This is a genomic window from Acinetobacter sp. 228 (assembly GCF_048147885.1).
In genome coordinates this window covers 19,004-42,354 of sequence record NZ_JAYWYV010000009.1, presented here as the reverse complement: position 1 = coordinate 42,354, position 23,351 = coordinate 19,004, and the positions used below count along the sequence as shown (strand labels likewise).

Annotated in this window: 23 protein-coding genes; 12 read left to right on the top strand and 11 right to left on the bottom strand. The window is 45.6% G+C overall.

The window, feature by feature from the left end:
- Positions 1-246: 246 nt before the first annotated feature.
- Positions 247-1,479 (top strand): magnesium transporter CorA family protein, encoded by a 1,233-nt coding sequence (locus VXQ92_RS08785; RefSeq protein WP_064102189.1) that lies wholly within the window; start codon positions 247-249, stop codon positions 1,477-1,479.
- A 114-nt stretch (positions 1,480-1,593) separates the two neighbouring features.
- On the opposite strand, the gene VXQ92_RS08780 is transcribed toward VXQ92_RS08785, so the two are convergent.
- The 7 genes from VXQ92_RS08780 to VXQ92_RS08750 all read right to left on the bottom strand — a co-directional run bounded on the left by VXQ92_RS08780 (position 1,594) and on the right by VXQ92_RS08750 (position 8,637).
- The gene (locus VXQ92_RS08780) at positions 1,594-1,860 is read right to left on the bottom strand and encodes a YdcH family protein (RefSeq protein WP_064094940.1); all 267 of its coding nucleotides are present in this window, start codon (positions 1,858-1,860) and stop codon (positions 1,594-1,596) included.
- A gap of 86 nt (positions 1,861-1,946) precedes the next feature.
- The gene (locus tag VXQ92_RS08775) at positions 1,947-2,276 is read right to left on the bottom strand and encodes a chaperone modulator CbpM (RefSeq protein ID WP_064094939.1); all 330 of its coding nucleotides are present in this window, start codon (positions 2,274-2,276) and stop codon (positions 1,947-1,949) included.
- A gap of 20 nt (positions 2,277-2,296) precedes the next feature.
- On the bottom strand, positions 2,297-2,626 hold the full coding sequence (locus VXQ92_RS08770; protein WP_416681136.1) for a hypothetical protein: 330 nt from the start codon (positions 2,624-2,626) through the stop codon (positions 2,297-2,299).
- Between the two features lie 146 nt (positions 2,627-2,772).
- Positions 2,773-3,234, bottom strand: coding sequence for a DUF2147 domain-containing protein (locus VXQ92_RS08765; protein ID WP_416681135.1), 462 nt, complete (start codon positions 3,232-3,234; stop codon positions 2,773-2,775).
- 325 nt (positions 3,235-3,559) lie between these two features.
- Positions 3,560-4,435 (bottom strand): Hsp33 family molecular chaperone HslO, encoded by an 876-nt coding sequence (locus VXQ92_RS08760; RefSeq protein WP_064094936.1) that lies wholly within the window; start codon positions 4,433-4,435, stop codon positions 3,560-3,562.
- A gap of 50 nt (positions 4,436-4,485) precedes the next feature.
- Positions 4,486-6,339, bottom strand: a complete 1,854-nt coding sequence (locus VXQ92_RS08755; RefSeq protein ID WP_416681134.1) for a cation:proton antiporter — start codon at positions 6,337-6,339, stop codon at positions 4,486-4,488.
- A 75-nt stretch (positions 6,340-6,414) separates the two neighbouring features.
- Positions 6,415-8,637: a primosomal protein N' gene (locus VXQ92_RS08750; RefSeq protein ID WP_416681133.1), complete on the bottom strand. Its 2,223-nt coding sequence runs from the start codon at positions 8,635-8,637 to the stop codon at positions 6,415-6,417.
- Positions 8,638-8,787: 150 nt separating this feature from the next.
- On the opposite strand from VXQ92_RS08750, the gene gspF reads away from it, so the two are divergent.
- From gspF to VXQ92_RS08735, 3 genes are all read left to right on the top strand, one after another.
- Complete coding sequence (gspF, locus tag VXQ92_RS08745) at positions 8,788-9,993, top strand: type II secretion system inner membrane protein GspF (protein ID WP_416681132.1); 1,206 nt, start codon at positions 8,788-8,790, stop codon at positions 9,991-9,993.
- Positions 9,994-10,068: 75 nt separating this feature from the next.
- Positions 10,069-10,503 (top strand): type II secretion system major pseudopilin GspG, encoded by a 435-nt coding sequence (gene gspG, locus VXQ92_RS08740; RefSeq protein ID WP_064094932.1) that lies wholly within the window; start codon positions 10,069-10,071, stop codon positions 10,501-10,503.
- 284 nt (positions 10,504-10,787) lie between these two features.
- Positions 10,788-11,123: a hypothetical protein gene (locus VXQ92_RS08735; protein WP_064094931.1), complete on the top strand. Its 336-nt coding sequence runs from the start codon at positions 10,788-10,790 to the stop codon at positions 11,121-11,123.
- Between the two features lie 160 nt (positions 11,124-11,283).
- On the opposite strand, the gene lnt is transcribed toward VXQ92_RS08735, so the two are convergent.
- Together lnt and VXQ92_RS08725 are read right to left on the bottom strand one after the other, a co-directional pair.
- A complete protein-coding gene (gene lnt / locus VXQ92_RS08730; RefSeq protein WP_416681131.1) occupies positions 11,284-12,843 on the bottom strand; it encodes an apolipoprotein N-acyltransferase in 1,560 nt (519 codons plus the stop codon).
- Positions 12,840-13,679, bottom strand: coding sequence for an HlyC/CorC family transporter (locus tag VXQ92_RS08725; RefSeq protein ID WP_416681129.1), 840 nt, complete (start codon positions 13,677-13,679; stop codon positions 12,840-12,842). The genes lnt and VXQ92_RS08725 overlap by 4 nt, the downstream gene beginning before the upstream one ends.
- Before the next feature lie 200 nt (positions 13,680-13,879).
- Between VXQ92_RS08725 and tusA the strand changes: the two genes are divergently transcribed.
- Positions 13,880-14,140: a sulfurtransferase TusA gene (gene tusA / locus VXQ92_RS08720; RefSeq protein WP_416681128.1), complete on the top strand. Its 261-nt coding sequence runs from the start codon at positions 13,880-13,882 to the stop codon at positions 14,138-14,140.
- Between the two features lie 99 nt (positions 14,141-14,239).
- On the opposite strand, the gene VXQ92_RS08715 is transcribed toward tusA, so the two are convergent.
- Complete coding sequence (locus VXQ92_RS08715; protein ID WP_064094928.1) at positions 14,240-15,952, bottom strand: electron transfer flavoprotein-ubiquinone oxidoreductase; 1,713 nt, start codon at positions 15,950-15,952, stop codon at positions 14,240-14,242.
- A 186-nt stretch (positions 15,953-16,138) separates the two neighbouring features.
- On the opposite strand from VXQ92_RS08715, the gene VXQ92_RS08710 reads away from it, so the two are divergent.
- The 5 genes from VXQ92_RS08710 to VXQ92_RS08690 all read left to right on the top strand — a co-directional run bounded on the left by VXQ92_RS08710 (position 16,139) and on the right by VXQ92_RS08690 (position 20,562).
- Complete coding sequence (locus tag VXQ92_RS08710; RefSeq protein ID WP_416681127.1) at positions 16,139-16,750, top strand: DUF1285 domain-containing protein; 612 nt, start codon at positions 16,139-16,141, stop codon at positions 16,748-16,750.
- A 49-nt stretch (positions 16,751-16,799) separates the two neighbouring features.
- Positions 16,800-17,672, top strand: coding sequence for a glutamate racemase (gene murI / locus VXQ92_RS08705; protein WP_064094926.1), 873 nt, complete (start codon positions 16,800-16,802; stop codon positions 17,670-17,672).
- A gap of 115 nt (positions 17,673-17,787) precedes the next feature.
- Complete coding sequence (locus VXQ92_RS08700) at positions 17,788-18,816, top strand: DUF4062 domain-containing protein (protein ID WP_416681126.1); 1,029 nt, start codon at positions 17,788-17,790, stop codon at positions 18,814-18,816.
- Between the two features lie 65 nt (positions 18,817-18,881).
- The gene (hemH, locus tag VXQ92_RS08695; RefSeq protein WP_416681125.1) at positions 18,882-19,895 is read left to right on the top strand and encodes a ferrochelatase; all 1,014 of its coding nucleotides are present in this window, start codon (positions 18,882-18,884) and stop codon (positions 19,893-19,895) included.
- 22 nt (positions 19,896-19,917) lie between these two features.
- Complete coding sequence (locus VXQ92_RS08690; RefSeq protein WP_144724201.1) at positions 19,918-20,562, top strand: MBL fold metallo-hydrolase; 645 nt, start codon at positions 19,918-19,920, stop codon at positions 20,560-20,562.
- Between the two features lie 633 nt (positions 20,563-21,195).
- On the opposite strand, the gene VXQ92_RS08685 is transcribed toward VXQ92_RS08690, so the two are convergent.
- Complete coding sequence (locus VXQ92_RS08685; RefSeq protein WP_416681124.1) at positions 21,196-21,369, bottom strand: DNA gyrase inhibitor YacG; 174 nt, start codon at positions 21,367-21,369, stop codon at positions 21,196-21,198.
- Positions 21,370-21,454: 85 nt separating this feature from the next.
- On the opposite strand from VXQ92_RS08685, the gene VXQ92_RS08680 reads away from it, so the two are divergent.
- Both VXQ92_RS08680 and VXQ92_RS08675 read left to right on the top strand, forming a co-directional pair.
- Complete coding sequence (locus VXQ92_RS08680) at positions 21,455-22,099, top strand: SAM-dependent methyltransferase (protein WP_416681170.1); 645 nt, start codon at positions 21,455-21,457, stop codon at positions 22,097-22,099.
- 4 nt (positions 22,100-22,103) lie between these two features.
- Positions 22,104-23,303 (top strand): TIGR03862 family flavoprotein, encoded by a 1,200-nt coding sequence (locus tag VXQ92_RS08675; protein ID WP_416681122.1) that lies wholly within the window; start codon positions 22,104-22,106, stop codon positions 23,301-23,303.
- Positions 23,304-23,351 lie beyond the last annotated feature (48 nt).

The following is a 23,351-nucleotide window of genomic DNA, read 5'->3' as shown; positions in this document are numbered from 1 at the left end:
GGCTGAGTCCATGTGAATAAAAGATCAGTAAAAGCCCTGTACTTTGCCAAGGTGATTGCTTTGGCAGGTACAGGGCTTTTTTGTACCTTATTTTAAGCTGCGTAGTCATGAAGACTTATAAATAAAAGCATTATGTGATTGCTTAAGGTTTCAGCCCGACTCATAATTTTAAGGCTGATAGATAAAGTGGCTTAAGTTTCTATTCAGTCATAGAGCAATTAAAATAGTGAATAGAGAATAGTTTTAATGAAAATTTATTATTTTTATCAGCATCTTTCAGATCATTATCTTTCTGTACAAAAAGAACGCATTACAGATGCTGAAACTCAACTTGAATTTATCTGGATTGATTGCACCCGCATAGATGTTGTAAATCGTGTAGAAACTTGGCAAAAAGAAATATATCAACATGCTCATATGTCTTTAAATGAATTTCATGTAAAAGATATTTTAAATTTAGAGCATCCCTGTTCATTTGATACGATGGATGATTATAACTTACTGATTTTCCGTAAGCTCATTACTCCGGATGATGAGATAGGGACGACAGATGAACAGCATGAACAAATGTTTGGTCTGGCTACCACACCTGTCAGTTTTATTATCACGCCGCAAGTTCTGGTTACGGTACGTGAACAAGGAAATAAAGTCCTACAAAACTATATTTCCCGGATTGAGCTAAATTTTATTCATTCTAACAGGGAACAGAATAAGTCACGTAAACTTCCAGCTTCACCTTTTGATTTGTCCTTGCGCCTACTAAACAGCATGGTGGATGGTTATCTGGATTTGCGTGTACCGCTGACCCGACGGGTTGGATTCTGGCAGCAAGAATTATTGCAAGGGCGTCGCCGATTTAAGAAATGGGATCAGTTATTACAAGAAAGCATCTCGTTTCAGCAGGTTGAAGATTTATGTGAAGAGCAGATTGATACTCTACAAGAATTCAGGGATGAAATTATAGATAATTACCCACATGCGAAAGGTAAGAAAAAGTCTGAACGACTGGATATATTGCTAGTCCGTATCAATGATTTGATCAGTCATGTGGAGCGAATTCAGAAACATATTGTTCGTCTGCGTGCTTCGATCCAAGCTACTATAGATTTACATTTTTCTGCAATCGCCAACCAAACCAATGAAAACATGCGTATATTGGCCATTATCACGGCCATCTTCGCACCTTTGAGCCTGTTAACTGGTATTTATGGGATGAATTTTGAGTTTATTCCAGGTTTGAAATCTCCCACCGGATTTTGGATAATGCTAATCGTCATGGGTATTACGACCATATTATTAATCTATTATTTTTATCGCAGACACTTGGTGGGTTTGGGCGAGAAAAGCGTGATTGATCTGTTAGCACAGCAAAATAAAGATCAACACATCAACCTGCTCTGGTTGCTGGACTATAAGCCCATCAGGCAGTCTGTCAAAAAAACCGTAGAAAAAGTCGAAAAACTGACCAAATTAAAATAAAAACAGTGACATCTTTTTTGTATACAAAGATAACATTTTTAAGCATAGCCAAGCGGATTCAAACATCAGGCACAATGTGCAGGATGATCCTGGCTTGGCTTGCCTGGCTCCTACTTAAGACAAGTTTCCTGCCTCAGCCGTTTGCGTCAGTATTTTATATATTTCGTCTTTTATTTTTAACTTCTTACGCTTAATCAGTTCAATATCGCTATTGATCTGATTGACTGGATCCAGTTCCAGCTGAGTGATTTGCTTGTCCAGTTCACTATGCTCCTCAAATAACTTGGCAAAGTGTGGATCTTCCTCCCGAAGCTGGACAATTAAATCGCGATATTCGGGGAACATGTATTTGATTTTCTTATTACAATCTTTGGTTTTCATAGTAACTCTAATACTCTCATTTTAAAATTAAATAGATAGCTCTGAGCTACCGCAAAAGCATGCAGATAGACAGAGCATTAGAGGATTTACTTGAGTTGCAAATGTTTAACCTCACGGCGTAACTCTTGCACTTCATCGATCAAATCCAGCATCATGGCAACTGCAGTAAACGAAGCATCGAAATCGCGTTGCAGACGGTAGGCGCGTTGTGCGCGTGATATATCTTCACCCAGGAAGATACTGTGCTGGGTTTTGGAACGGTCCGGCAATATTCCATATTCAATCAGTTGCATGACCCATTCCGGGCTTTGTCCGCATGCTTCGGCAAAGTGAGCCAGGTCAAATGAACGATCATCCACAATTTCCGATGGAATATAACCGTGTGAAAAACTTTCTTGGTATTGAATCGTAGTCATGGATCTACTCCTTAAACCGCCTAACTATGCAAAATGAAAGGAAAATTACGGTGCTGGTATAAAGCACCGTCTTTTTCCGGATCTGCATATTTGGCATGATGATTCAGCTGATCATAAATGCAGAGAGAATATACGGGAGCATGCAATGATGCGGCCTCTCTGACCAAATCTGCTTCAGTAGCATCTAAATACAAAAGGATGGAGACTGAACCTGTTTTTATAGTTTTATATTCGATCAGCAGGGCACGTATATTGACAAAGCTGCGATGAACAGGTGGCACCAAATGAGGATGACATAACAGCCCGAAAGGCAGAATTGAGGTTGAACGAGGCTGAAGATTGATCATCATATATACATGAATAAAAAATAACCGTATTCAAACCATTATTATAATTTTCCGCCCTAGGAAACAGTTTTTATTTGTACCTTCTTGTTTCAAATCATGACAAAGTAAAAAGCCCCTGAAAACAGGGGCTTTAAAATCTATATTTTAAATTAATATTTTACCCAGGTTACACTGCGTCCGATCACTGATACGCCGACGTAACCACGTAAGGTCAGACGTTTACCATTCGTGCTTAAGCGTGCTTTACCTTTGTATACTTTGCCGCTGATCGGATCGAGCACTTTGCCATCATGGTATTCACGCGGTTTTTTTGGATCTGCTTTAAAATCCCAGATAAATGGCAACCCTAGGAAAGGCTTGTTCTTGAGCTGATCTGGACACTTATGGCAGATCCCCATTTTTTCTGCACCTGGCAGGCTGCGTGTTTCAACAATAATCCCTTCATAGCTACCATCCGCTTTCTTGCGAATTTCTACATCTGCACGGGAATAGCCAGATTGATCATCAATGGTTTTCCATTTACCCACTAGCGGATCTTCATAGGCAAAGGCCAAACTTGAAACTACGGCCAAACTCATCCCCATTACTAGAGTATTCAATAATTTCTTCATAACATGCCTGTTGGTAAGATAATCTATTCGTTTTAGAATTATTGCTCTAATTTATTTTAAAAGTGTAATTAAATCAAGAAAATAAAATGTGATTATTTTCTCTTAAATTTTCTGAAAATGAGAAATGTTAGGCTTTTATTGATGTAAATAATATCGCAATTTAAGTAGAGGTCTGGGGTGAGATTTACCAGAGAGTGAAACTTAAGGAACGGGCGAATTTTCTACTGTAAGGACATACTTTTTTCTATTCTTCAGCGTTGTAGAGATTCAAATGCAAAAAAAGCATTCCTGAAGAATGCTTTTTAAAACAGAGAAGTAGGGCTGATTAGCTCAGATGCTCACCGAAAAGCCCCAAGGCTTCTTCAGCCGTAAACGTATACTGGCTATTACAGAACTGACAGTCCATCTCGATCGGATTCTGGAATTCCAGTGTTTCACGGATCGACTCTATACCGATTTGCTGCAAGGCAACGGCACAACGCTCTTTAGAGCAGGTACAGCCAAACTTCAACACTTCCGTATCTGGCAGACGCACTTCTTCTTCATTATATAAACGATATAGAATATCAGTAGCTTGCAACCCAACCAGTTCTTCAGCCTTCAAGGTTTCTGTAAGCATGGTCAGACGTGGCCACAGATCTTCATCTACACGGCGTTGTTCTTCTTCACTATTACGTGGTAACAGCTGAATCAGTAAACCGCCCGCACGCTGCTGGTCACTTGCCAGTACGATGCGCGTCGGAATCTGTGCCGACAGATCGTAATACTGCATCAGACAGCCCGCCAGGTTTTCTTTATCAAGGGGTACGATACCCTGATAGCGTTCACCCATTTCTGGTTCGATATTGATGAACAGAACCGGAGAGTTTAGTGCCTTCAAAACCGTACTGCTGTCTTCGCCCACCAGAAAGTGCGGGTCTTCTTCATAATCCGCCAAAGCACGAACTTCACCCAAATGGTTGCATTCTGCCATGGCCCATTTAAATGTACCTGATGCCTGAATTTGCAGGCTGATACGGCCCTTAATTTTCAATGTACTGGCCAGCAGGGCAGTGGCACTGAGCATTTCACCTAACAGGATTTTAACTGCAGGTGCATAGTCACGTTGCGCTAAAATAGTTTGTAAAGCTTCTTCAAGATGCACCACTTCACCACGAACAGGGCTATCTTCAATAAAAAAGCGTTGGCGTAAATCAGACATAAAATTCTCCATAACCCTGTTTTAATGGTGTCATTATTGTAAAACACAAGTTATGACAGATCATCCCTTAACATATCAATTGTTACGCTGTTTGTATCTGGTTGCTGCGACATCTCTGGTTTTGGCACTTTATAGCGTTGATCTTGAGCAAATAGATACTCCAGTTCAGCCAAACTGTTCCGGTACTTTTTATCTGTTGAATGTTGTTCTGGATCCAGATCATACTGGCTGCTTAAAAGCTGTTCATCCTGTTCACGGAAGTTCTGGATCTGTAACTGACTTTCTTTGGGGTTAGTATTGAGCTGGTCTAATAAGGCGCGACTCAATTCTAATGCAGAAAGATAGGTTTCACGCCAGATGTGTTGCACGCCCAAATCCTGTAATAACTGCACATGATGCCGGTCACGGGCGCGAACCCATAAACTGATTTCAGGATAATTCAGCCGAAGATGCCGCACGATCAACATTGAGTCTTCAATATCATCAATGGCGACAATGACCTGTTGCGCCGTGGCAACCCCTGCCTGCATCAAGGCTGCCGGTTCTGTCGCATCTGCCTGATAGAAAGGGATATCGTACTGCCCCAGAAGCTCAGTGGCTGGCACAGTACTGTCCATGACACTAAATGCATGCTGTTGTTGCAGTAAAATCCGGGCAATGATCTGTCCGAAGCGGCCAAAGCCAATCAGCAGGATTGGCGTATGGGCTTGAGGATTAATATCAGTTTCAAAAGTCGCTGCCAGATGATTGTGGCGATCCAGACGCGGTAAGATCTGACTGTGCAATAACCAATAAAATGCGGGGGTCAGCAGCAAGGAAAAACTCACCATCCACAGCAAGGGAGAGAGCAGATCACCCGTAATAATCTGGTCGGATACTGCAATCATCAGTGCCAGTAAGGCAAATTCGCCACCTTGTGCCAAACTGGCTGCCAGCAGGGTAGTATTGCGCCAGCTATTTTGATGATAACGCGCCAATGCCAGGTTGATTGCAAACTTGACCAAGATCAAAGCTAAAGTGCCACCGAGAATGACCCAGGGGAAATTAAGCAGATCAGGTAAGTGCAGTGACATGCCCAGACTGATAAAGGCCAGGCCCATCAACAGGCCCTGAAAAGGCCGAATCGTGCTTTCTACCGCTGGCCTGAAATCTGAATCTGCCAGTAAAATTCCGGCAAACAAGGCTCCCAGGAATAGATTTATTCCGAGAGTATTCATTAATACCAATAATGCCAAGATCACTGTGACTGTCACAATGACATGTAGTTCATGACCGCCGCTTTTGGCAATCCAGCGATATAGCGGTTGCATCAGGTAACGATTACACAGGAACAGACCGCTCAATGTCGCGATGAGGGCAGCAAAGTAGGCCACGCCATGTTCAGTCGAGCGAATCCCGGCAAATAAGGGAATGGCTGCAATTACCAGAATGGCCAACAAAGCATGAACCAGTAGAATCGAATAGGTCTGTTGACCATAATTGGTGGCAAACTGTTGCTGGTTGTTCAAATGTTGAATGACTAGTGTCATGGCAGATAAACTGCCGGCGAGCCCAATCACGATACTAGCAAGCAGACCTTGCTGCAAAAAGATCCATGCCATCAAACTGAAAATCAGCGCGCTGGTCAGTACCTGTAAAGTTGCCATCATCCATAGGGTGGGATGGATCTGGAGGATGCGTTGTGGTCTTAGTTGCAGGCCGATCCAGAACATCAGGGCCATCAGGCTGACTTGCATGAAGCTACGCATGACTTCGGGTGCCTGAATCAGATGCAAAAGGCCTAGGCTCAAGATAATTCCTGTTAACAGATAGCCCAGCACACTTGGCAACCTGAGCCTTTTACTCAGTGGCACCATCAACAGTGCAATGACCAGAACCAGTGTTATTTGTAACAGTATCGACATTTTCCTGCCCTAAATTTATGCTTGATCCAGACTCGCAGTTTCGTATTCTAGAGCGACCCTCAGGCGCAATATCTCTTAGCTCAGTTCCTGAGGGTCGATGTCCAGCGTGAGCTTCATGCTGGAAGGCTTGTCCTGCAGCATGTTTTGCCACCAGCTGCGCACATAGTAATGCAGACGTGGACGATCCGCTGACAATAGCACCATATGTGACTGATAGCGTCCAGCCTTACGTTCCATTGGCGCAGGAATCGGTCCCCAGATGTCCAGCACCAGATCGGGATATTGCCTGAGAAGAGCTGCATGTTTCTGTAAGAATTCGGTATTTTGTGCCTGATCCTTGGATTCACAGCGAATTAGGATGGCATAACGGTAGGGCGGCATCTGGGCCATCTGCCGTTCTTTTAAGGTCTGCTGGGCAAACACGCGATAATTTTCATTGACCAGGGTATTTAGTAGGGCATGATCAGGCCTGAGCGTTTGCAAATAGACATCGCCTTTGTGTTCACCACGTCCGGCACGGCCAGCCACCTGCACGATCAGTTGCGCAGTCCGTTCAGTAGCACGGAAGTCCACACTCAGCAGACCGGAATCAATATCCAGAATCGCCACCAGCGTCACATAAGGAAAATGATGGCCTTTGGCCAGCATCTGGGTGCCGAGCAGAATTGCCGGTTCGCTTTTCTGAATCTTGTCATAGATTTTCTGCCAGCTGCCGACCCGACTGGTGGAATCGCGATCGACCCGAATCACCTCAAAATCCGGAAAGAGTTCATTCAGATGTTCTTCGACTTTGCCGGTGCCCATGCCCAGTGTAACCAGTTCCTGATGCTGACATTGCGGGCAGTGTTCCGGCATACGGTGAATGGTACCGCAATGATGACAATGCAGATGCTGATAAGGCTGACGGTGTACAGTGAAGTTGGCATCACAGTGCGGACATTGTGCCTGCCAGCCGCAACTGCCACAAAGCAGAACGGGGGCATAGCCACGGCGGTTTAAAAAAATCAGCACCTGTTCCTTTTTCTCCAGACGCTTTTTGATGTCCTGAATCAATTGCAGGCTAATCCCATGCTGCTTCTGTGCGACTTTTAAATCCAGAATATGGATTTTGGGCATCAAGGCCGTGCCGGCACGCTGGTTCAGCTCCAGCACCTGCATCTTGCCATGTTGCACCAGCGCATAACTGTCAATGCTTGGAGTGGCTGACCCTAAGATTACCGGACATTGCTGTAAATGGCCGCGGTACAGGGCGACATCTCGGGCATGATAGCGGAAGCCTTCCTGCTGTTTAAAGGACAGGTCATGTTCTTCATCCAGAATGATCAGGCCCAGATTCGGCATTGGCGTATAAATGGCGGAACGTGTACCCAGCACAATCGAGGCTTTGCCGGTTTCCGCCGACTGCCAGGCTTGTAGCCGTTTGGAATCATTCAGCCCGGAATGCAGCAGCGCAATATGGCAATGAAAACGGGACTGAAAACGGCTGATGGTTTGCGGCGTCAGGCCGATTTCCGGTACCAGCACCAGCACCTGTTTGCCCTGTTTCAGTACCTGCTCCATGATCTGCAAATACACTTCAGTTTTACCGCTGCCGGTCAGACCATCCAGTAAAAAAGCCTGATATTGATTGCGATATTTTAATACCTGTTCGACTGCATGTTTTTGTTCAGGATTGGCCGTTAGCGGCATCTGTGCCAGTTGCATCGGCTGCGGACTGAAATCTTGTGGCTCCAGCACACAGGCGCAAATCTCTTTTTTCTCCAGTGCTTTTAAGGTCGCGGTTTCAATCCCGGCCATGTTGAGCACAGTTTCAGTGGTCCCGACCGGATGCAGTTTTAAAATCCGGTAAGCTTCCTGCTGCTTGTCCGAACGGCGTACTTTGGCCTCGGCATTAGTGTCCAGGAGCTTCCAAGTACGGGCCAGCAGGTTATAAGGCTTACCCTGGCGCAGCAGGGTCGGCAGGGCACTGTGGACGACTTCACCGATCGGAAACTGATAATACTGTGCTGACCATGTCAACAAACTTAAAACTTTGCTATCTATAATGGCACGTTCATCGAGCAGCTCGGTCACAGCCTTAAGTTTAAAGCGCGGGTCGAGAGGAGTGTCTGCGGACAGTTTTTCGATAATCACCCCGACCAGATTCTGCCGGCCAAACGACACCAGTACACGTGCGCCAATCTGCGCCTGTTCAAATTGTTCTACACTCATTGTGTAATCAAAACAATCAAATACATGCACAGGTACAGCAATGCGTACGCGATAAAGTGGACTTGAATCTGGGTGAGAATTTTGCATATCTTGGGGTGGAGATCCTGAAGAAATTTCGTCGTGCTTAAAGTTCGATTATGTTAGAGTGAGCAGATAATTTATATCAAAGAATATGAATGATTTGGGTGGTCTGACGCAACAGCGTTAAGCAAAATTTTGGAAAATTAGAGCATTACAATGCCTGCATATCAGTTTATTGCGCTTGATGCTTCAGGGAAGCAGCAAAAAGGCGTGCTGGAAGGGGATTCTGCGCGTCAGATCCGGCAACAATTACGGGATAAAGCGCTTATTCCAGTCTCTGTCGATCCTATCGAGAAAAAAGACCGGCATTATCGACGAAAATGGTTTGAAAAAAGCCTCACCGCCTATGATCTGGCTCTGATGACCCGGCAGTTATCCGTACTGGTCGCTGCCGCGATTCCATTGGAAGAAGCCATTCGCGCCGTCGGCAAGCAAAGTGAAAAAGTACATGTGCAAAACCTGCTGATGTCAGTGCGCTCAAAAGTACTGGAAGGGCATAGTCTGGCGCAAGGCTTGCAGCAATCAGGACGGTTTCCCGAGCTGTATATTGCCACGATTGCGGCCGGTGAGCGTTCCGGGCACCTGGATCTTATTCTGGACCAACTGGCAGACTATACCGAAAATCGTTTCGCCATGCAGAAAAAAATTCAAGGTGCAATGATCTATCCGATTATCCTGATGCTGATGTCCTTTGCAATCGTGATGGGACTGATGACCTATGTGGTGCCGGATATCGTCAAGACCTTTGACCAGAGTAAAGATGCCCTGCCCTGGATTACCGTGGCCTTGATGAAAGCCAGTGATTTTATCCGCCTTGCCTGGCCATTTTTATTGATCGGTGGAGCCTTGGGGATTTTCCTGTTGGTCCGGTTTTTAAGAACCACCGCCGGGCATTATGCCTTTGACCGTCTGACTTTAAAGCTGCCGCTATTTGGGAAACTATCACGCGGGATTAATGCCGCGCGTTTTGCCAGTACCTTATCCATTTTGACCCAGTCTGGCGTGCCGCTAGTCGATGCATTGCGCATTGGAGCTGCGGTCAGCAATAACTGGGTAATCCGTGATGCGGTGAATCTGGCTGCTGAAAAAGTGACCGAAGGCGGTAACCTGGCAACCCAACTGGAACGCAGTGGTTATTTCCCGCCGATGATGGTACAAATGATCAGAAGTGGCGAGGCATCCGGTGAACTCGACCGAATGCTGGAGCGTGCTTCACAGATGCAGGATCGTGAAGTGACCACCCTGATTTCAACTTTACTGGCTTTGCTGGAACCTTTAATGCTGGTTCTGATGGCCAGTATTGTTCTGGTCATTGTGATAGCAGTAATGCTGCCAATTGTGAATATGAATAATATGATTTAAACAGTAACCAGTTAGAATTTTGCTGTGATCAAGATTCAAGTGGTCTGAATAATGCAAATGAATGAGAGAGAGTGAATGAAAAGGAAACAATTAAATAAACAGACAGGCTTTACCTTAATCGAAGTCATGGTGGTGATTGTTATTCTTGGTGTGCTTGCTGCGCTGATCGTTCCGAACGTGATGGGGCGCGGTGAAAAAGCCAAAGTAGATACCACCGTGATCAAGTTACAGAGCATTGCAGGTTCACTGGATCAATATAAGCTCGATAATGGTAAATATCCAAGCATGCAGGAAGGTGGTCTGGATGCACTGGTGAACCAGCCAGCGACTGCAAAAAACTGGATGCCGGGTGGTTATGTCAAAGGCGGTTTTCCAAAAGATAGCTGGGATAATGAACTGCAATATGTGATTCCGGGTACCGACGGCCGAAGCTTCGATCTGTATTCATTTGGGGCAGATGGTCAAGCGGGCGGTGAAGGAACAGATGCCGATATTTATTATCAGCCATAATCGAGAATCATTATAAATTCTCACTGAATGGAATATATCACTTCACTTCATAGCTTATTTTTGTGTTAAGTGAAGTGATAATAGGTATTAATTATAAAATACAATATAAGTTTTTGAAAATTATATAAATTAAATAATAGAAACGATATGCGAGTTATAATAAGAATTATTCCCATGTTTATCTATTACAATTCTCGTAAGATATGAATAAAGCTACACTTTCTATTTATTTGAAAAAGCTCATAATGCTCTGAAAGGCACCTGACTCGCCAACGGAGAAATATATGAAAGCATTTATCTTGAAAGATGAAATCAACCAATTTCACTGGTTGATGCTGAAATCTGTTCTTCTGGTTTTAAGCATGTTGCCGGTCAGTCAGGGAATCGTTCATTTATGGCAGAGCACCGAAGGTAGCAGCCAGATTATGGTGGCTTTCTTTGCCATCAGTTTGATGAGCAGTTTAATGGCTCTATGTTTCTGGTCAGCATTAAATGCGAGTGTTATTCGCATTCAGGCCGAGCAAAGCTCAGCATTTGAACAGGCTGTAGTTCATATTTATCGTCATGTACCGATGCTGTCTTTAGCCAGCATGCTCTGTTATCTGGCAGTGCAGTTTTAAGTTTTTGAAAGAAATAAAAAAACCGAGGCATTGACCTCGGTTTTTTATTGCCTTGAGCGTTTCTCCCTTTATTAACGGGAGTTTAGGAGAGGTTGATAAGATTTGATATTCAGGAATCTCCTAAATCCCCCTTTCTTTGTAAAAGGGGGACTTGAAGAAATTACCGTCTAGATTTAAAGCTGACATCCACTTTACGTGGACGGAAGCGCCAGCCTACTAGCAAGAGTAGAACAGAGAAGATCAGGACCGGCCAGTCGCTGAGTTTCATATACGGGGTTTCGCCCTGCATGGCTGGAAGTTCACCACGTAATACCGCTTCCTGATCCATCGGGGCTTTTTTCACAATATGACCATTGTGATCAATAAACGCAGTCACACCAGTATTGGTGGCACGGATAAACCAGCGGCCATTTTCTTTGGCACGCATTTGCACCATCTGCAGATGCTGTAGCGGCCCTGCTGTACCGGTAAACCAGGCATCATTAGATACGGTTACCAGAAAATCACTCTGGCTGGCATTACGGCGGGTCAAATTAGGATAAGCCACCTCATAGCAAATCGCAGAACCCAAAGGATGATTTTTTACATTCAACGGTTCTTGATGATCTGTACCCCGAGTAAAACCACTCATGGACGGATCATTCTGTAAACCCGGCAATACCCAGCTTAACCAGCCTGACAAGGGAATATATTCACCAAACGGAACCAGACGCTGTTTCTTGTACAGCCCATCCGATTCATCTCCGCTCGCCATAATGCTGTTGTAATATTTTGGATAGCCCGCAGTCTGAGATTCGGCCAAATCCCAATACGGAATGCCGGTCACCCAGGCCGTTCCGGATTTTTCAGCCTGGACTTTCATGGCTTCCAGAAAGGCTTCAATATCAGTCTGGAACATGGGAATCGAAGATTCTGGCCAGACGATCAGATCTCGGCCCCATTCGGTTTTGCTCAGATTGGCATAAATCAGTAAGGTCTTTACCTGATATTCTGTCAGCCATTTCAGGTCCTGCGGAATATTGCCCTGAATCAGGGAAACAGTTAAAGGCTTTTGATTTTTCTGCTCAACAAACGTCAGCTGGGCTGCACCCCAGGCGCCGAGTAACAAGATGGCTGAAGGAAGCGCCCAGAACAGGCGTCTATTCAGGATTTCAACCAGCGCACAGGCCAGAATGATCACCACAAAAGAAACCCCGAATACGCCGAATAAGGGCGCATAGGCATCCAGGTAGCGTTCGGTAAAGGCATAACCAGCAAACAGCCATGGGAACCCGGTAAATACCCAGGTCTTGGCCCATTCAAACAGGACCCAGAGCGGGGCAAAGGTTAAAGGGGTTTCCGGGAAAAAGCGCCGGTAAACAAAACATTGAACAGCACTAAACAGACCCATCACCAGCGCCATGATCAGGATCATTACAATGCTCAGAAAGGCACTGGTATCGCCATAGACATGGATGGAGGTATAGAGCCAGAAAGCACCCACAAACCACAAGCCGATCCCGTAAGCCCAGCCAATACCAAAGGCCTGTTTTGCGCTACGTCCACGCAAGCAGGCATAGAGCAGGGCCGGAGACAGAATGGCTAGCCACCAGTAATGATAAGGAGCCAGTGCCAAGCTGAAGATGGCACCTGCAAATAAGGCAATTAAGACAGGATAGATCAGCGGCAAGGTTTTCTGCCGCTGAGAAGAACTCAACAGCTTATCGAAATACGCTCTCATTGGCGCACGGCTCGAATCAGGTGAATAGAACGTGAATCTGCCTCAAGAATGGTAAACTGCCAGTCTTCCAGTTCAATGGTCTGACCTTCAAGATCATTCACCAGACCAATTTCCTGTAATAACAAGCCGCCCATGGTTTCCACTTCATCATCAGGGAAATTCGTATCCAGCATATTATTGAAATACTCGATCGGAGTCAGGGCCTGGACTATCCAGGTATTGGCGGTAGTCGGGTCGTTATCCGGAACAATGTACTGTGCTTCTTCATCGATATTGTCATGTTCATCTTCAATTTCACCGACAATCTCTTCCAGAATATCTTCCAGTGTCACCAGACCCGAAGTCGTACCGTATTCATCAATCACTACGGCAATATGTGTCTGGGTGTTTTTCAGCATGCGCAGTACCTGATCGGAACGGGCACTTTCTGGAACAAACAAAGGCTGGCGCATGAGCGCGCGAATATCGACTTTGGTGGTCGGCTCGGTCAGAAAAGGTAATAAATCCTTGGCCAGCAGAATTCCGACTACATTGTCGGTCTGATCGGATGAGAATACCGGAAAGCGTGAATGTGCAGACTCGACCAGCACATGCAGGATATCCAGTAGTTGGTCATCTTCCTGCAAGCTGATCATGGACGTACGGGGCGTCATGACTTCACGAATTTTGGTTGCCGGGAGGTCAAGTACACCCTCAAGCATGGCAACAGTATCGGGTTCTAAAAATCGACGTGAATCTTGTACTAATTTTAGCAGTTCGTCGCGAGTTTCGGGTGCAGTTCCCAGCCATTTGCGTAAACCGCGCATACCCCACGACGGGCCTGATTCCTCGTGCATGATTTTTCCTGAAGACTCTTAATATCTAAAAAAACGTGGTTTTATCATACCGCAGAAAATACGCTTGTCTATTGTAAATATGATGTGCAGTCTTGATCGCGTAAGTCAGTGCCGATTTTAAACCTGGACCCACCTCCAAAGCAGTCCTGTAATCGCAGGTTTATGTTAAAATATGATGTCTTTTCATCCTGAGTATTTCGATGTCCTCCACTGAAATTATTCCAAGCCTGCAATTGAATACCCGAGGTTTACGTTGTCCCGAGCCGGTAATGATGTTGCATCAGGCGATCCGTAAATCCAAAGCTGGCGACGTGGTTGAGGTGTTTGCCACGGATAATTCAACGTCTTGGGATATTCCAAAATTCTGTATGCATCTGGGGCATGAATTGCTATTGCAGGAAGAGCGACTGGATGAAAATGGCAATAAAGAATTTCATTATTTAGTGAAAAAAGGCGGCTAATTCTGCCAAAATTTTATGCATTTCGTGTACTGATAATTTTGAATTGATCTTGAAAATAAACCCGCTCTGAGGCGGGTTTATTTTATCTTGATTTATAACTTACATATTTGGATAGTTTGGACCACCGCCACCTTCCGGTGTCACCCAGGTGATGTTCTGGGACGGATCCTTGATGTCACAGGTCTTGCAGTGCACACAGTTGGCTGCATTGATCTGGAAGCGCTTGGAACCGTCATTATTTTCCATGATTTCATACACCCCCGCCGGGCAGTAACGCTGTGCAGGCTCATCCCATTTCGGCAGGTTCACTTCAACCGGGATGGATGGATCAGTTAGTTTCAAATGCGAAGGCTGGTTTTCTTCATGGACCGTGTTCGACACAAACACTGAAGACAGGCGGTCAAAGGTCAGCTTGCCATCCGGTTTTGGATAGGTCGGCTTGAAGTTCACTGCATCGACAGTTTTTAATGCCTTGAAGTCAGGCAGCAGATCATGCAGGGTGAACGGTACTTTAAACACGTTCTGGTCGATGAAGTTGAATGCACCACCCATCCATTGACCGAACTTGTGCATCGCAGGACCGAAGTTACGCGAGCTGTACAGCTCTTCTTTCAGCCAGCTATGGTTGAACTTGTCGGTATACGCGGTCAGTTCCTTGACAAAGAAATCTTCGCCCTCTACAACACGCGCCACCGCCAGATCACCGCCTTTTTCTACACCCGCAGCAATGGCTTCAAATACCGCTTCACCGCAGAGCATGCCGGATTTCATTGCTGTATGAGAACCCTTGATCTTGGCGAAGTTCAGGAAGCCGGCATCATCCCCAATTAAAGAACCGCCCGGGAAAGTAAATTTCGGCAGCGAGTTAAAACCACCTTTGGTCACGGCACGGGCACCATAAGAAATGCGCTTGCCACCTTCGAGATACTGCTTGATCAGCGGATGGGTTTTCCAGCGTTGCATTTCCATGAACGGATACATATGCGGGTTTTCATAAGAAAGATCCACGATCATGCCCAGGGTCACCTGGTTATTTTCAGCATGGTAGAGCCACCAGCCACCTGAAGAACCGGTTTCATTCAATGGCCAGCCGGCACCGTGCATCACCAGACCCGGCTTGTGCTTGGCCGGATCGATTTCCCACAGCTCTTTAATCCCGATGCCGTAATGCTGCGGATCGGCGTCCTTGTCCAGGTTAAACTTCTGGATCAGGCGCTTGCCTAAATGACCACGGCAACCTTCAGCAAATAACGTGTATTTGGCATGCAGTTCATAACCCGGAGTAAAGTTATGTGTCGGTTCACCATCTTTACCAATACCCATATCACCGGTCTGGATGCCTTTTACCGTGCCATCTTCATGATAAAGAATCTCCGAGGCAGCAAAGCCCGGGAAGATCGACACTTCCAGTTCTTCCGCTTTCTGGCCTAACCAGCGCACCACGTTGCCGAGCGAGATGACATAGTTGCCATCATTATGCATGGTTTTTGGCACCATCCAGTGTGGTGCTTCCTGTGATTTTTCATCTGACAGCAGGAAGAAGGTTTTATCTTCAGTCACCGGGACATTCAGCGGGGCACCCTGTTCTTTCCAGTCCGGGAACAGCTCGTTCATGGCACGCGGTTCAAGCACCGCACCAGACAGAATATGTGCACCGACTTCGGAGCCTTTTTCTACGACACAAACGGACAGATCGTTTAAGTTGTTTTCAATTGCAAGTTGACGGATTTTGATCGCAGCAGAAAGACCCGCAGGGCCTGCGCCTACGATGACGACGTCAAACTCCATCGATTCACGTTCGATGTGTTCCATGTAGGACTCCTCATATTACTATTCGGTGGCAACCATAATCATATGATTGGGTGCTGCCATAAGTGTTCTTGGTTCCTAGACACAAAAGTACTGGTGTCTTTGATAATCTGGGCTAGTATAGTTTTAAACCCAGTTTTAGCCAATTGGCTGAAACATATTATTTTTCCGTCATTAAGGTCTTCTTTTATGGATAAGCCAGTACCCAGCACAAATCCGACGAAAAAAGTAACTTCTTCCGATGATAAAAATTTAATGGATATCGCACAATACTTAAAAGATGCACAGGGCAGTCACAAAAGGTCAATACCCCCTTTGGAGCAATGGCAGCCAAAGCATTGTGGCACAATGGATCTCAAGGTTTTAGCCAATGGAGAATGGTGGCACGAAGGTCAATTGATCAAGCGTCAGCCCATGATTGACCTGTTTGCAACGGTGCTCTGGAAAGAAAACGATAAATTCTATCTAAAAACACCGGTAGAAATGATTGAAATTGAAGTTGAAGATGAACCTTTATTTGTCAATCAGGTCGATCGGGTTGAGATCAATGGAGTGAACTATCTGCAACTGGGCACGACTACCCAAGACCTGATTATTGTCGATGCCGAACATCCGATCTTTATGCGTGAATACAAAGGTGAGTTGCGGCCTTATGTGCATGTGCGTTTCGGGATTAATGCCCTGATTCAGCGTGCGGCATTTTTACATCTGGTCGAGATGGGAGAGCTTGGGGAAAATCCGGCAAGTGAAACCGTTTTAAGTTTGAAAAGTGGCGATTTAGACTTGCATTTGAGCACCTGAGGTTTAAGCTTGTTCGCTAGAATTTTAGCAACAAGCCCCCTGCAACGTTATGAGCGCTATTCAACCAATTTCCAAGCTATTGGACCCGATGCCCAATGCCACGGCAGATGCCCCGATTGGTATTTTTGACTCAGGCGTAGGCGGCTTGTCGGTCGCCCTAGAAATTGCCCGGTATTTACCCAATGAGCGCTTTGTCTATTATGCAGATACTGCCCATGTTCCTTATGGGCCGAGAGAGGATCAGGAGATCCGCACCCTGACGGCTCAGGCGATTGAATGGCTGTATCGTCAGGGTTGTAAAGTTGCAGTGGTGGCTTGCAATACCGCTTCCGCTTTTAGTCTGGATTATTTACGTGAGCATTATGGTGAAAACTTTCCGATTATCGGTTTGGTGCCCGCACTTAAGCCGGCTGTGCTGAATACCCAGTCAAAAACGGTTGCAGTACTGGCCACACCTGCAACCTTCCGCGGCCAGCTGATTAAAGATGTGATTACCCGTTTTGCCGAACCCGCTCAAGTCAAAGTCCTGCCGGTCACCAGTCTGGAGCTGGTGCCTTTTGTGGAGGCCGGAGAGCAGATGAGTGAAGCCTGCTTGCAGACATTAAAAGAGATTTTACAACCTGTTATAGATCAAGGCGCTGACTATTTAGTGCTTGGATGTACACATTACCCCTTCCTAAAATCGTCAATTCAGTATATTTTTGGTCAAAAGCTGACATTAATTGACTCAGGATTCGCAGTTGCAAGACAAACGGCCCGAATTTTAATTAAAAATGGGTTATTATTTGAGCATAAGTCTGGCAAAAGTGTAACGATTGAACTGGTGGTGAGTGGGCAGAATGCTGAACAGCTCCGACCGATTTTGCAGCACCTGATTCCGGCCGATATAAAATGGCAGGTCAGTAACATGAGTGCAGTCTAAAGCTCATTTTTATAATTTAAAAAGAACTATATTTTTTAATTGGGGTGGCCATATTGCGTAAGGAAACATGTACTTATGCATGTTTACGCAAATGTACAGGAGAAGAGGATAGCCCATGCTGGATAAACGATACCAAGTGTTCATCTCAACCTCTGGGGCAGAAATGCAACCGGAGCGTATCATTTTGTCTCAAACACTGGTGGGAATGGGATTTTTCTCGTGGGGGCTGGAACAGCGTACACCGCTGAATACTGCATTTGCACGCCGCCAGATTGATGACTGTGATTATGTCGTGATTTTGCTGGGTAGCCAGTATGGGGAGCAGTCAGTTTCGGGTGTCGGCTATATGCATCTCGAATATATTTATGCAGTGACCAAGCAAAAGCCGATTATTGTATTTATGCATGATGATCCGGCTTCACGTGAAAGTGCATTGCATGATGCCAAACCGGAATTAAAAGAAAAATTCAGGGAATTCCGTCAACTGCTACAGCAGGAAGTGGATCAGGTATTTACTTACCGTAGCCTGCGCGATCTGGAAATGGCAGTGCGTTTTAATATGCCACAGATGCTGGAGCGCTATCCGGTAACGGGCTGGGTACGTCCGCAAAATACCCAAGCCCTGCATGACGAGATTGACCAGCTTAAAGCGAAAGTCGCGCAACTGGAACGTGATGGCGGAACAGCTCAGCTCGATCCATTCTTAAGCCTGCCCAAAGTGGCGATGCATGAAGTTTTTTCTTTTGAATACCGGATGCATGCCTATCAGGATGGTAACTTCAAGGAAATCAAAATCCAGAAAAAACTCACCTGGGCACAATTATTGGCATTGCTAGGCTCAACCTTTGTCAATCCCACGCCTGAAGAGTTTTTCTCAAAGCGCATGAATGAATATCTGAATGAAACCGGCCTGCCGGATGCGCGGGTGCAGATGCCACGAGCGCATGCTGTCGCGCGTGCCCAGATGAATATTCGTGCCTTGCATAGTTTAAAAATTCAAATGCGCCAGAATGACTGGATTGTGCCATCTGGTCGTGATGACCGCCAGCGCATGCTGTGGCAGATTACCCCAAAAGCGCAAAAGTTGCTGGACAGCAGCTTGCTGGATTTAGATCGTACTTTTCAATATAAGTCAGCGTATTAATCCATATAAAGAATAAATAAAAAGCTGTTAAAGTACAGGGGTTGATATCCTGACGGACGAACTGAATGTATTCTACTGCTAAAGCGAAAGTGACGATTATATTGGCAAACTTGGGCACACCAGATGAGCCTACGATTCCTGCGGTACGCCGTTTTCTCAAGCAGTTTTTATCCGACCAGCGTGTGATTGAGATTCCCAAACCGATCTGGCAAATCATCCTGCGCTTATTCATTTTGCCCTTCCGTCCAAAGCGGGTTTCACAGGCCTATTCACAAGTATGGGGACAGGATTCACCGATGCGTGAAATTCTGTTTGAGCAGGTCAGCGCAGTCAAGACACATCTCACCCAGCTGTATCCACAGTTTGAACTGAATGTGGTACCCGCCATGACCTATGGCAATCCCAGCATTCAGGATGTCTTGGCACAAGTCTCCGCGCAGCCACAGGAACACGTGATTCTATTTCCCCTGTTTCCCCAATATTCAGCCACGTCGACTGCACCTTTATACGATGCAGTGGCGAAATGGGTGGTTCAACAGCGCAATTTACCCGGTTTGACAGTGATCCGGGATTATTATCAACATCCTTTATTTATCCAGTCGCTGGCTCAAAGTGTACGTGACTATCAGGCAATTCATGGTCAGCCAGAAAAATTGTTGATGTCTTTCCACGGCATTCCACAGCCCTATGCTGATAAAGGCGATCCTTATGCCGACCGTTGTCGCATCACGGGTAAATTGGTGGCGGAAGCACTAGGTTTAAATGAAGATCAATATGCGATCAGCTTCCAGTCGCGGTTTGGCAAGCAGGAATGGATCAAGCCCTATACCGATGTTTTACTTGAAGATTGGGCGAAGCAAGGGGTGAAATCCATTCAGGTAATGAGTCCGGCATTTTCCGCGGACTGTCTGGAAACACTTGAAGAGCTGGCAATCGAAAATGCCGAGACCTTTAAAGCAATGGGGGGCGAAAGCTATCGCTATATTCCGGCATTAAATAGCCGTGAAGATCATTTGCGATTGCTCAATAGTCTGCTTCAGGCTAATCTGGATGCATTGACACAGACACTTGCTCATTAACTTGCCCGAGGTTTTTCACCCCATGTTACAAGTCAAAATTGTTCCAGTTACTGCCTTTCAGCAAAACTGTTCGATCATTTGGGATGCGGACACCAAAGAAGCCATTTTGATTGATGCAGGAGGCGAACCTGAAAAACTGAAAGCTGAAGTGGAAGCATTGGGTTTAAAGGTTAAGGCCTTATGGCTCACTCATGGCCATCTGGATCATGCCGGGGCGGTGGGTGCATTAAAAAAGGTCTGGAATGTACCGGTAATCGGACCGCATAAGGAAGATGCATTCTGGCTTGACATGATTCAGGAAGTTTCGGCACGTTATGGTTTTCCGATTCCGGAAAAAGTCGAAGTGACCCAGTGGCTGGAAGGTGGTGAAGTGCTGACCCTTGGCAATGAAGAATTTGAAGTGCGTTTTGCCCCCGGACATACGCCGGGTCACGTGATGTTCTATAACAAAAATTATGACCTGTTATGGACAGGTGATGTCTTGTTTAAAGGCTCAATTGGCCGCACCGATTTCCCGCGTGGCAACCATCAGCAGCTCTTAGATTCAATTCAGCGTGAATGTTTCAGCCTGCCAGATGAAACTCGATTTATTTCAGGACATGGTCCGATCAGCACCATTGGTTTTGAAAAGCAGCATAATCCTTTTGTTGCAGGTAAAGCGGGTTAAAACTTTGAGCTCGGGATTGATGAGCCAGCTTTATCAGTCCCGTTGAAAGGACTCGCTATGTAACTGTCTTAATTCCAGCACAATCAGACTGGCTGCCAGAATCAGCAAAAAACCAATTGTAATGATCAGAAGATCGAAAAGATAAATCCCAAAACTCAAACTGGCCAGACTGCAGCCGATAAATAGAAAAAAATAAGATTTTTAAGCACCAAAGCCCTATCGCTTTCTCCGTTACATAATTTTTTAATATTTATAGTTATTACCTCTGTTTGCCCAGATAGGCCATTATTTAAATAGCAGTTATTAAGAATAATCTAGGGGATATTATTATCTTGAGAGTATAGCTTGAAAATATTAGTTGTTGTTTTTTATTGATAAACAATTAAATTTTTTATTTGCGGTAAAATGGGTACACTTGTACTTTTATCGGGCAAGGTGAAAACTAGGCGACCTAGTCTATTAACAGGAAAGGATGAGATTTCTCCAAAAATGAATCTGATTGAAGGCTAGCGAACAGCATGCAGTGTGATTTAAAAGGGCCAGAAACTACTCATATTCTATTTATTTAAGGTTAATCAATGGACTTGATTAACCTTGGGATGAATGATTTAAATATAAAGAGCATCTAGCATTTTATTCTTCGCTGTTATCGGCTTGTGGTGCATCCTGGGTAGGCAAACTATATTCTTCATTGGCCCAAGCACCTAGATCAATCATCTTGCAACGTTCTGAGCAAAAAGGACGGAATTTATTATTTTCCCATGTGGTCAGCTTGCCACAGCGCGGACAGTTTAAAGTGGTGGGCATGACAATAACTCCAAAGAAAAATAAAGGTTCGATTAGGCAAATATAGCCGCACTTGTTAGACTTATGCAGTTTTTATTAGTTTGATCTGATTATGCCGATTCGTCAATTTCAAGCACAGCGTATGCATGCGCCCCGTGAGTTTCAAAGCATCAGTCCTGAACCGGTCTGCGTTGAAGTGGGAGCGGGTAAAGGTAAACATGCCTTGTTATTCAGCAAGAACAATCCCGACACTCAACTGATTGCAATTGAACGTACCCGTGAAAAATTTCTGGCGATGCAAAAACAGCATGCTGTTGAGGGTCAAACTAATTTACAAACCGTTCATGCCGATGCTTTACCGTGGATCGTGCATGCACTCTATCCGCAGCAGGTAGAACAATTCTTTATTTTATATCCAAATCCTGAACCGCATAATCCGGCACAGCGTTGGGTCAATATGCCATTTTTTGAGTTTCTGCTTTCGCGCCTGAAAACCGGGGGAACGATTACTTTGGCCAGTAATATTCCTGCCTATATCGAAGAAGCAGAAACACAGGTGCGAGAGCTCTGGAAGCTGCCTTTTGTCAAAGAAGTGATTGCTGCAGATTCGACGCGTACCCATTTTGAAATTAAATATCTGGAACGTGGCGAATTATGCCAGCAACTGATCATCAGCAAGCCTGAAAGCTATGTAACGCGCTTTGATGATTTCCAGCCTTTACAAGGGCAGAATGCCACCGTAGCGGAATAAGCAGATGAGCAAACGCATTGCTATTGTGGGCGCAGGCCCCGCAGGCTTAATGGCAGCAGAAGTGCTCAGTCAGTTTGGGTATGAGCTGCATGTCTATGAGCAAAAACCGTCTGCTGCACGAAAATTCCTGATGGCAGGCAAGACCGGCCTGAATATTTCCCATGCCGAGCCTGTGCCACAGTTTGTACAGCGTTATGATCAGGTGGAGTGGTTGTCTCCCTGGATCAAACGCTGGGATGCGCTCTGGATTCAAGACTGGATGAAACAGCTCGGTATTGAACCTTATATTGGTTCATCCGGCCGGGTATTCCCGACTGAAATGAAAGCCGCACCCTTGCTGCGTGCCTGGCTCAAGCGTTTGGCCCGTGATGGCGTTCAGTTTCATTACCGGCATAAAGTCAGCCAGTTGCAGCAGCAACAGCTTGAGCTGCATGATCTGAAAAATAATGAACGCCGCACTGAAGATTTTGATGCCATTATTCTGGCTTGTGGTGCAGTGTCCTGGTCAGCGTTGGGTAGTGATGGTGCATGGCAAACCTGGTTAAAGCCGGATGAAATTGAGCCTTTCCAGGCCAGTAATGCCGGAGTGGAATATCCCTGGTCCCGGTTTATGCAGCCAGTCTTTGGTCAGCCGCTGAAACGTGTTGCAGCATGGGTCGGGCAAGGTGAAAAGACCGTTGGCGATATCGTAATTAGCCATTACGGTCTGGAAAGTGGCCTGATCTATAAGCAGGGTCGGAGTTTACGTGAGCAGCTGAAACAGGGCCGAAACATGCAGCTTAGTCTGGATCTTTTTCCTGACCAAAGTGTTGAACAATTGACGAAAAAACTACAGCCAAGCAAGAAGCAGTCTTTAAGTAATGTCTGGCGTAAAGCCGGACTGGATGGTGCCAAGGCGGCTTTAGTACGGGAATTGGTAGCCAAGCCATTATGGCAAGATACTGCTGCATTAGCCGAGCAGATGAAGCATTTGACCATTCCACTCACCGGCTTTCGTCCGATTGAAGAGGCGATCAGCTGTGCCGGTGGTGTAAGGCGTGAAGTGTTGTCGGAACAGCTGCAACTCAAATCCAACCCGTATGTTTTTCTGTGCGGGGAAATGCTGGACTGGGATGCACCAACCGGTGGCTATTTGCTGACCGCCTGTTTTGCCACAGGTCGCGCGGCAGGTGAAGGTGTACATCAGTTTCTCACAGCACATTAACTCATTTTATGGTCAGGACGGACAGGCATTTATACTGAAATACAGCAT

Excerpts from the sequence above, each read along its gene's own strand:
- VXQ92_RS08690 (WP_144724201.1), top strand. The coding sequence starts at position 19,918 with ATGTTACAAGTCAAAATTGTTCCAGTTACTGCCTTTCAGCAAAACTGT.
- VXQ92_RS08770 (WP_416681136.1), bottom strand. The coding sequence starts at position 2,626 with ATGATGATCAATCTTCAGCCTCGTTCAACCTCAATTCTGCCTTTCGGG.
- VXQ92_RS08685 (WP_416681124.1), bottom strand. The coding sequence starts at position 21,369 with ATGCCCACCACTTTAAACTGTCCGCGCTGTGGCAAGCTGACCACATGG.
- gspF (WP_416681132.1), top strand. The coding sequence starts at position 8,788 with ATGCCTGCATATCAGTTTATTGCGCTTGATGCTTCAGGGAAGCAGCAA.
- VXQ92_RS08760 (WP_064094936.1), bottom strand. The coding sequence starts at position 4,435 with ATGTCTGATTTACGCCAACGCTTTTTTATTGAAGATAGCCCTGTTCGT.
- lnt (WP_416681131.1), bottom strand. The coding sequence starts at position 12,843 with ATGAGAGCGTATTTCGATAAGCTGTTGAGTTCTTCTCAGCGGCAGAAA.
- VXQ92_RS08675 (WP_416681122.1), top strand. The coding sequence starts at position 22,104 with ATGAGCAAACGCATTGCTATTGTGGGCGCAGGCCCCGCAGGCTTAATG.
- VXQ92_RS08735 (WP_064094931.1), top strand. The coding sequence starts at position 10,788 with ATGAAAGCATTTATCTTGAAAGATGAAATCAACCAATTTCACTGGTTG.
- VXQ92_RS08715 (WP_064094928.1), bottom strand. The coding sequence starts at position 15,952 with ATGGAACACATCGAACGTGAATCGATGGAGTTTGACGTCGTCATCGTA.
- hemH (WP_416681125.1), top strand. The coding sequence starts at position 18,882 with ATGTATTCTACTGCTAAAGCGAAAGTGACGATTATATTGGCAAACTTG.
- VXQ92_RS08765 (WP_416681135.1), bottom strand. The coding sequence starts at position 3,234 with ATGAAGAAATTATTGAATACTCTAGTAATGGGGATGAGTTTGGCCGTA.
- VXQ92_RS08700 (WP_416681126.1), top strand. The coding sequence starts at position 17,788 with ATGCTGGATAAACGATACCAAGTGTTCATCTCAACCTCTGGGGCAGAA.
- VXQ92_RS08775 (WP_064094939.1), bottom strand. The coding sequence starts at position 2,276 with ATGACTACGATTCAATACCAAGAAAGTTTTTCACACGGTTATATTCCA.
- VXQ92_RS08785 (WP_064102189.1), top strand. The coding sequence starts at position 247 with ATGAAAATTTATTATTTTTATCAGCATCTTTCAGATCATTATCTTTCT.
- VXQ92_RS08780 (WP_064094940.1), bottom strand. The coding sequence starts at position 1,860 with ATGAAAACCAAAGATTGTAATAAGAAAATCAAATACATGTTCCCCGAA.
- VXQ92_RS08750 (WP_416681133.1), bottom strand. The coding sequence starts at position 8,637 with ATGCAAAATTCTCACCCAGATTCAAGTCCACTTTATCGCGTACGCATT.
- VXQ92_RS08755 (WP_416681134.1), bottom strand. The coding sequence starts at position 6,339 with ATGTCGATACTGTTACAAATAACACTGGTTCTGGTCATTGCACTGTTG.
- VXQ92_RS08725 (WP_416681129.1), bottom strand. The coding sequence starts at position 13,679 with ATGCACGAGGAATCAGGCCCGTCGTGGGGTATGCGCGGTTTACGCAAA.
- VXQ92_RS08710 (WP_416681127.1), top strand. The coding sequence starts at position 16,139 with ATGGATAAGCCAGTACCCAGCACAAATCCGACGAAAAAAGTAACTTCT.
- gspG (WP_064094932.1), top strand. The coding sequence starts at position 10,069 with ATGAAAAGGAAACAATTAAATAAACAGACAGGCTTTACCTTAATCGAA.
- murI (WP_064094926.1), top strand. The coding sequence starts at position 16,800 with ATGAGCGCTATTCAACCAATTTCCAAGCTATTGGACCCGATGCCCAAT.
- tusA (WP_416681128.1), top strand. The coding sequence starts at position 13,880 with ATGTCCTCCACTGAAATTATTCCAAGCCTGCAATTGAATACCCGAGGT.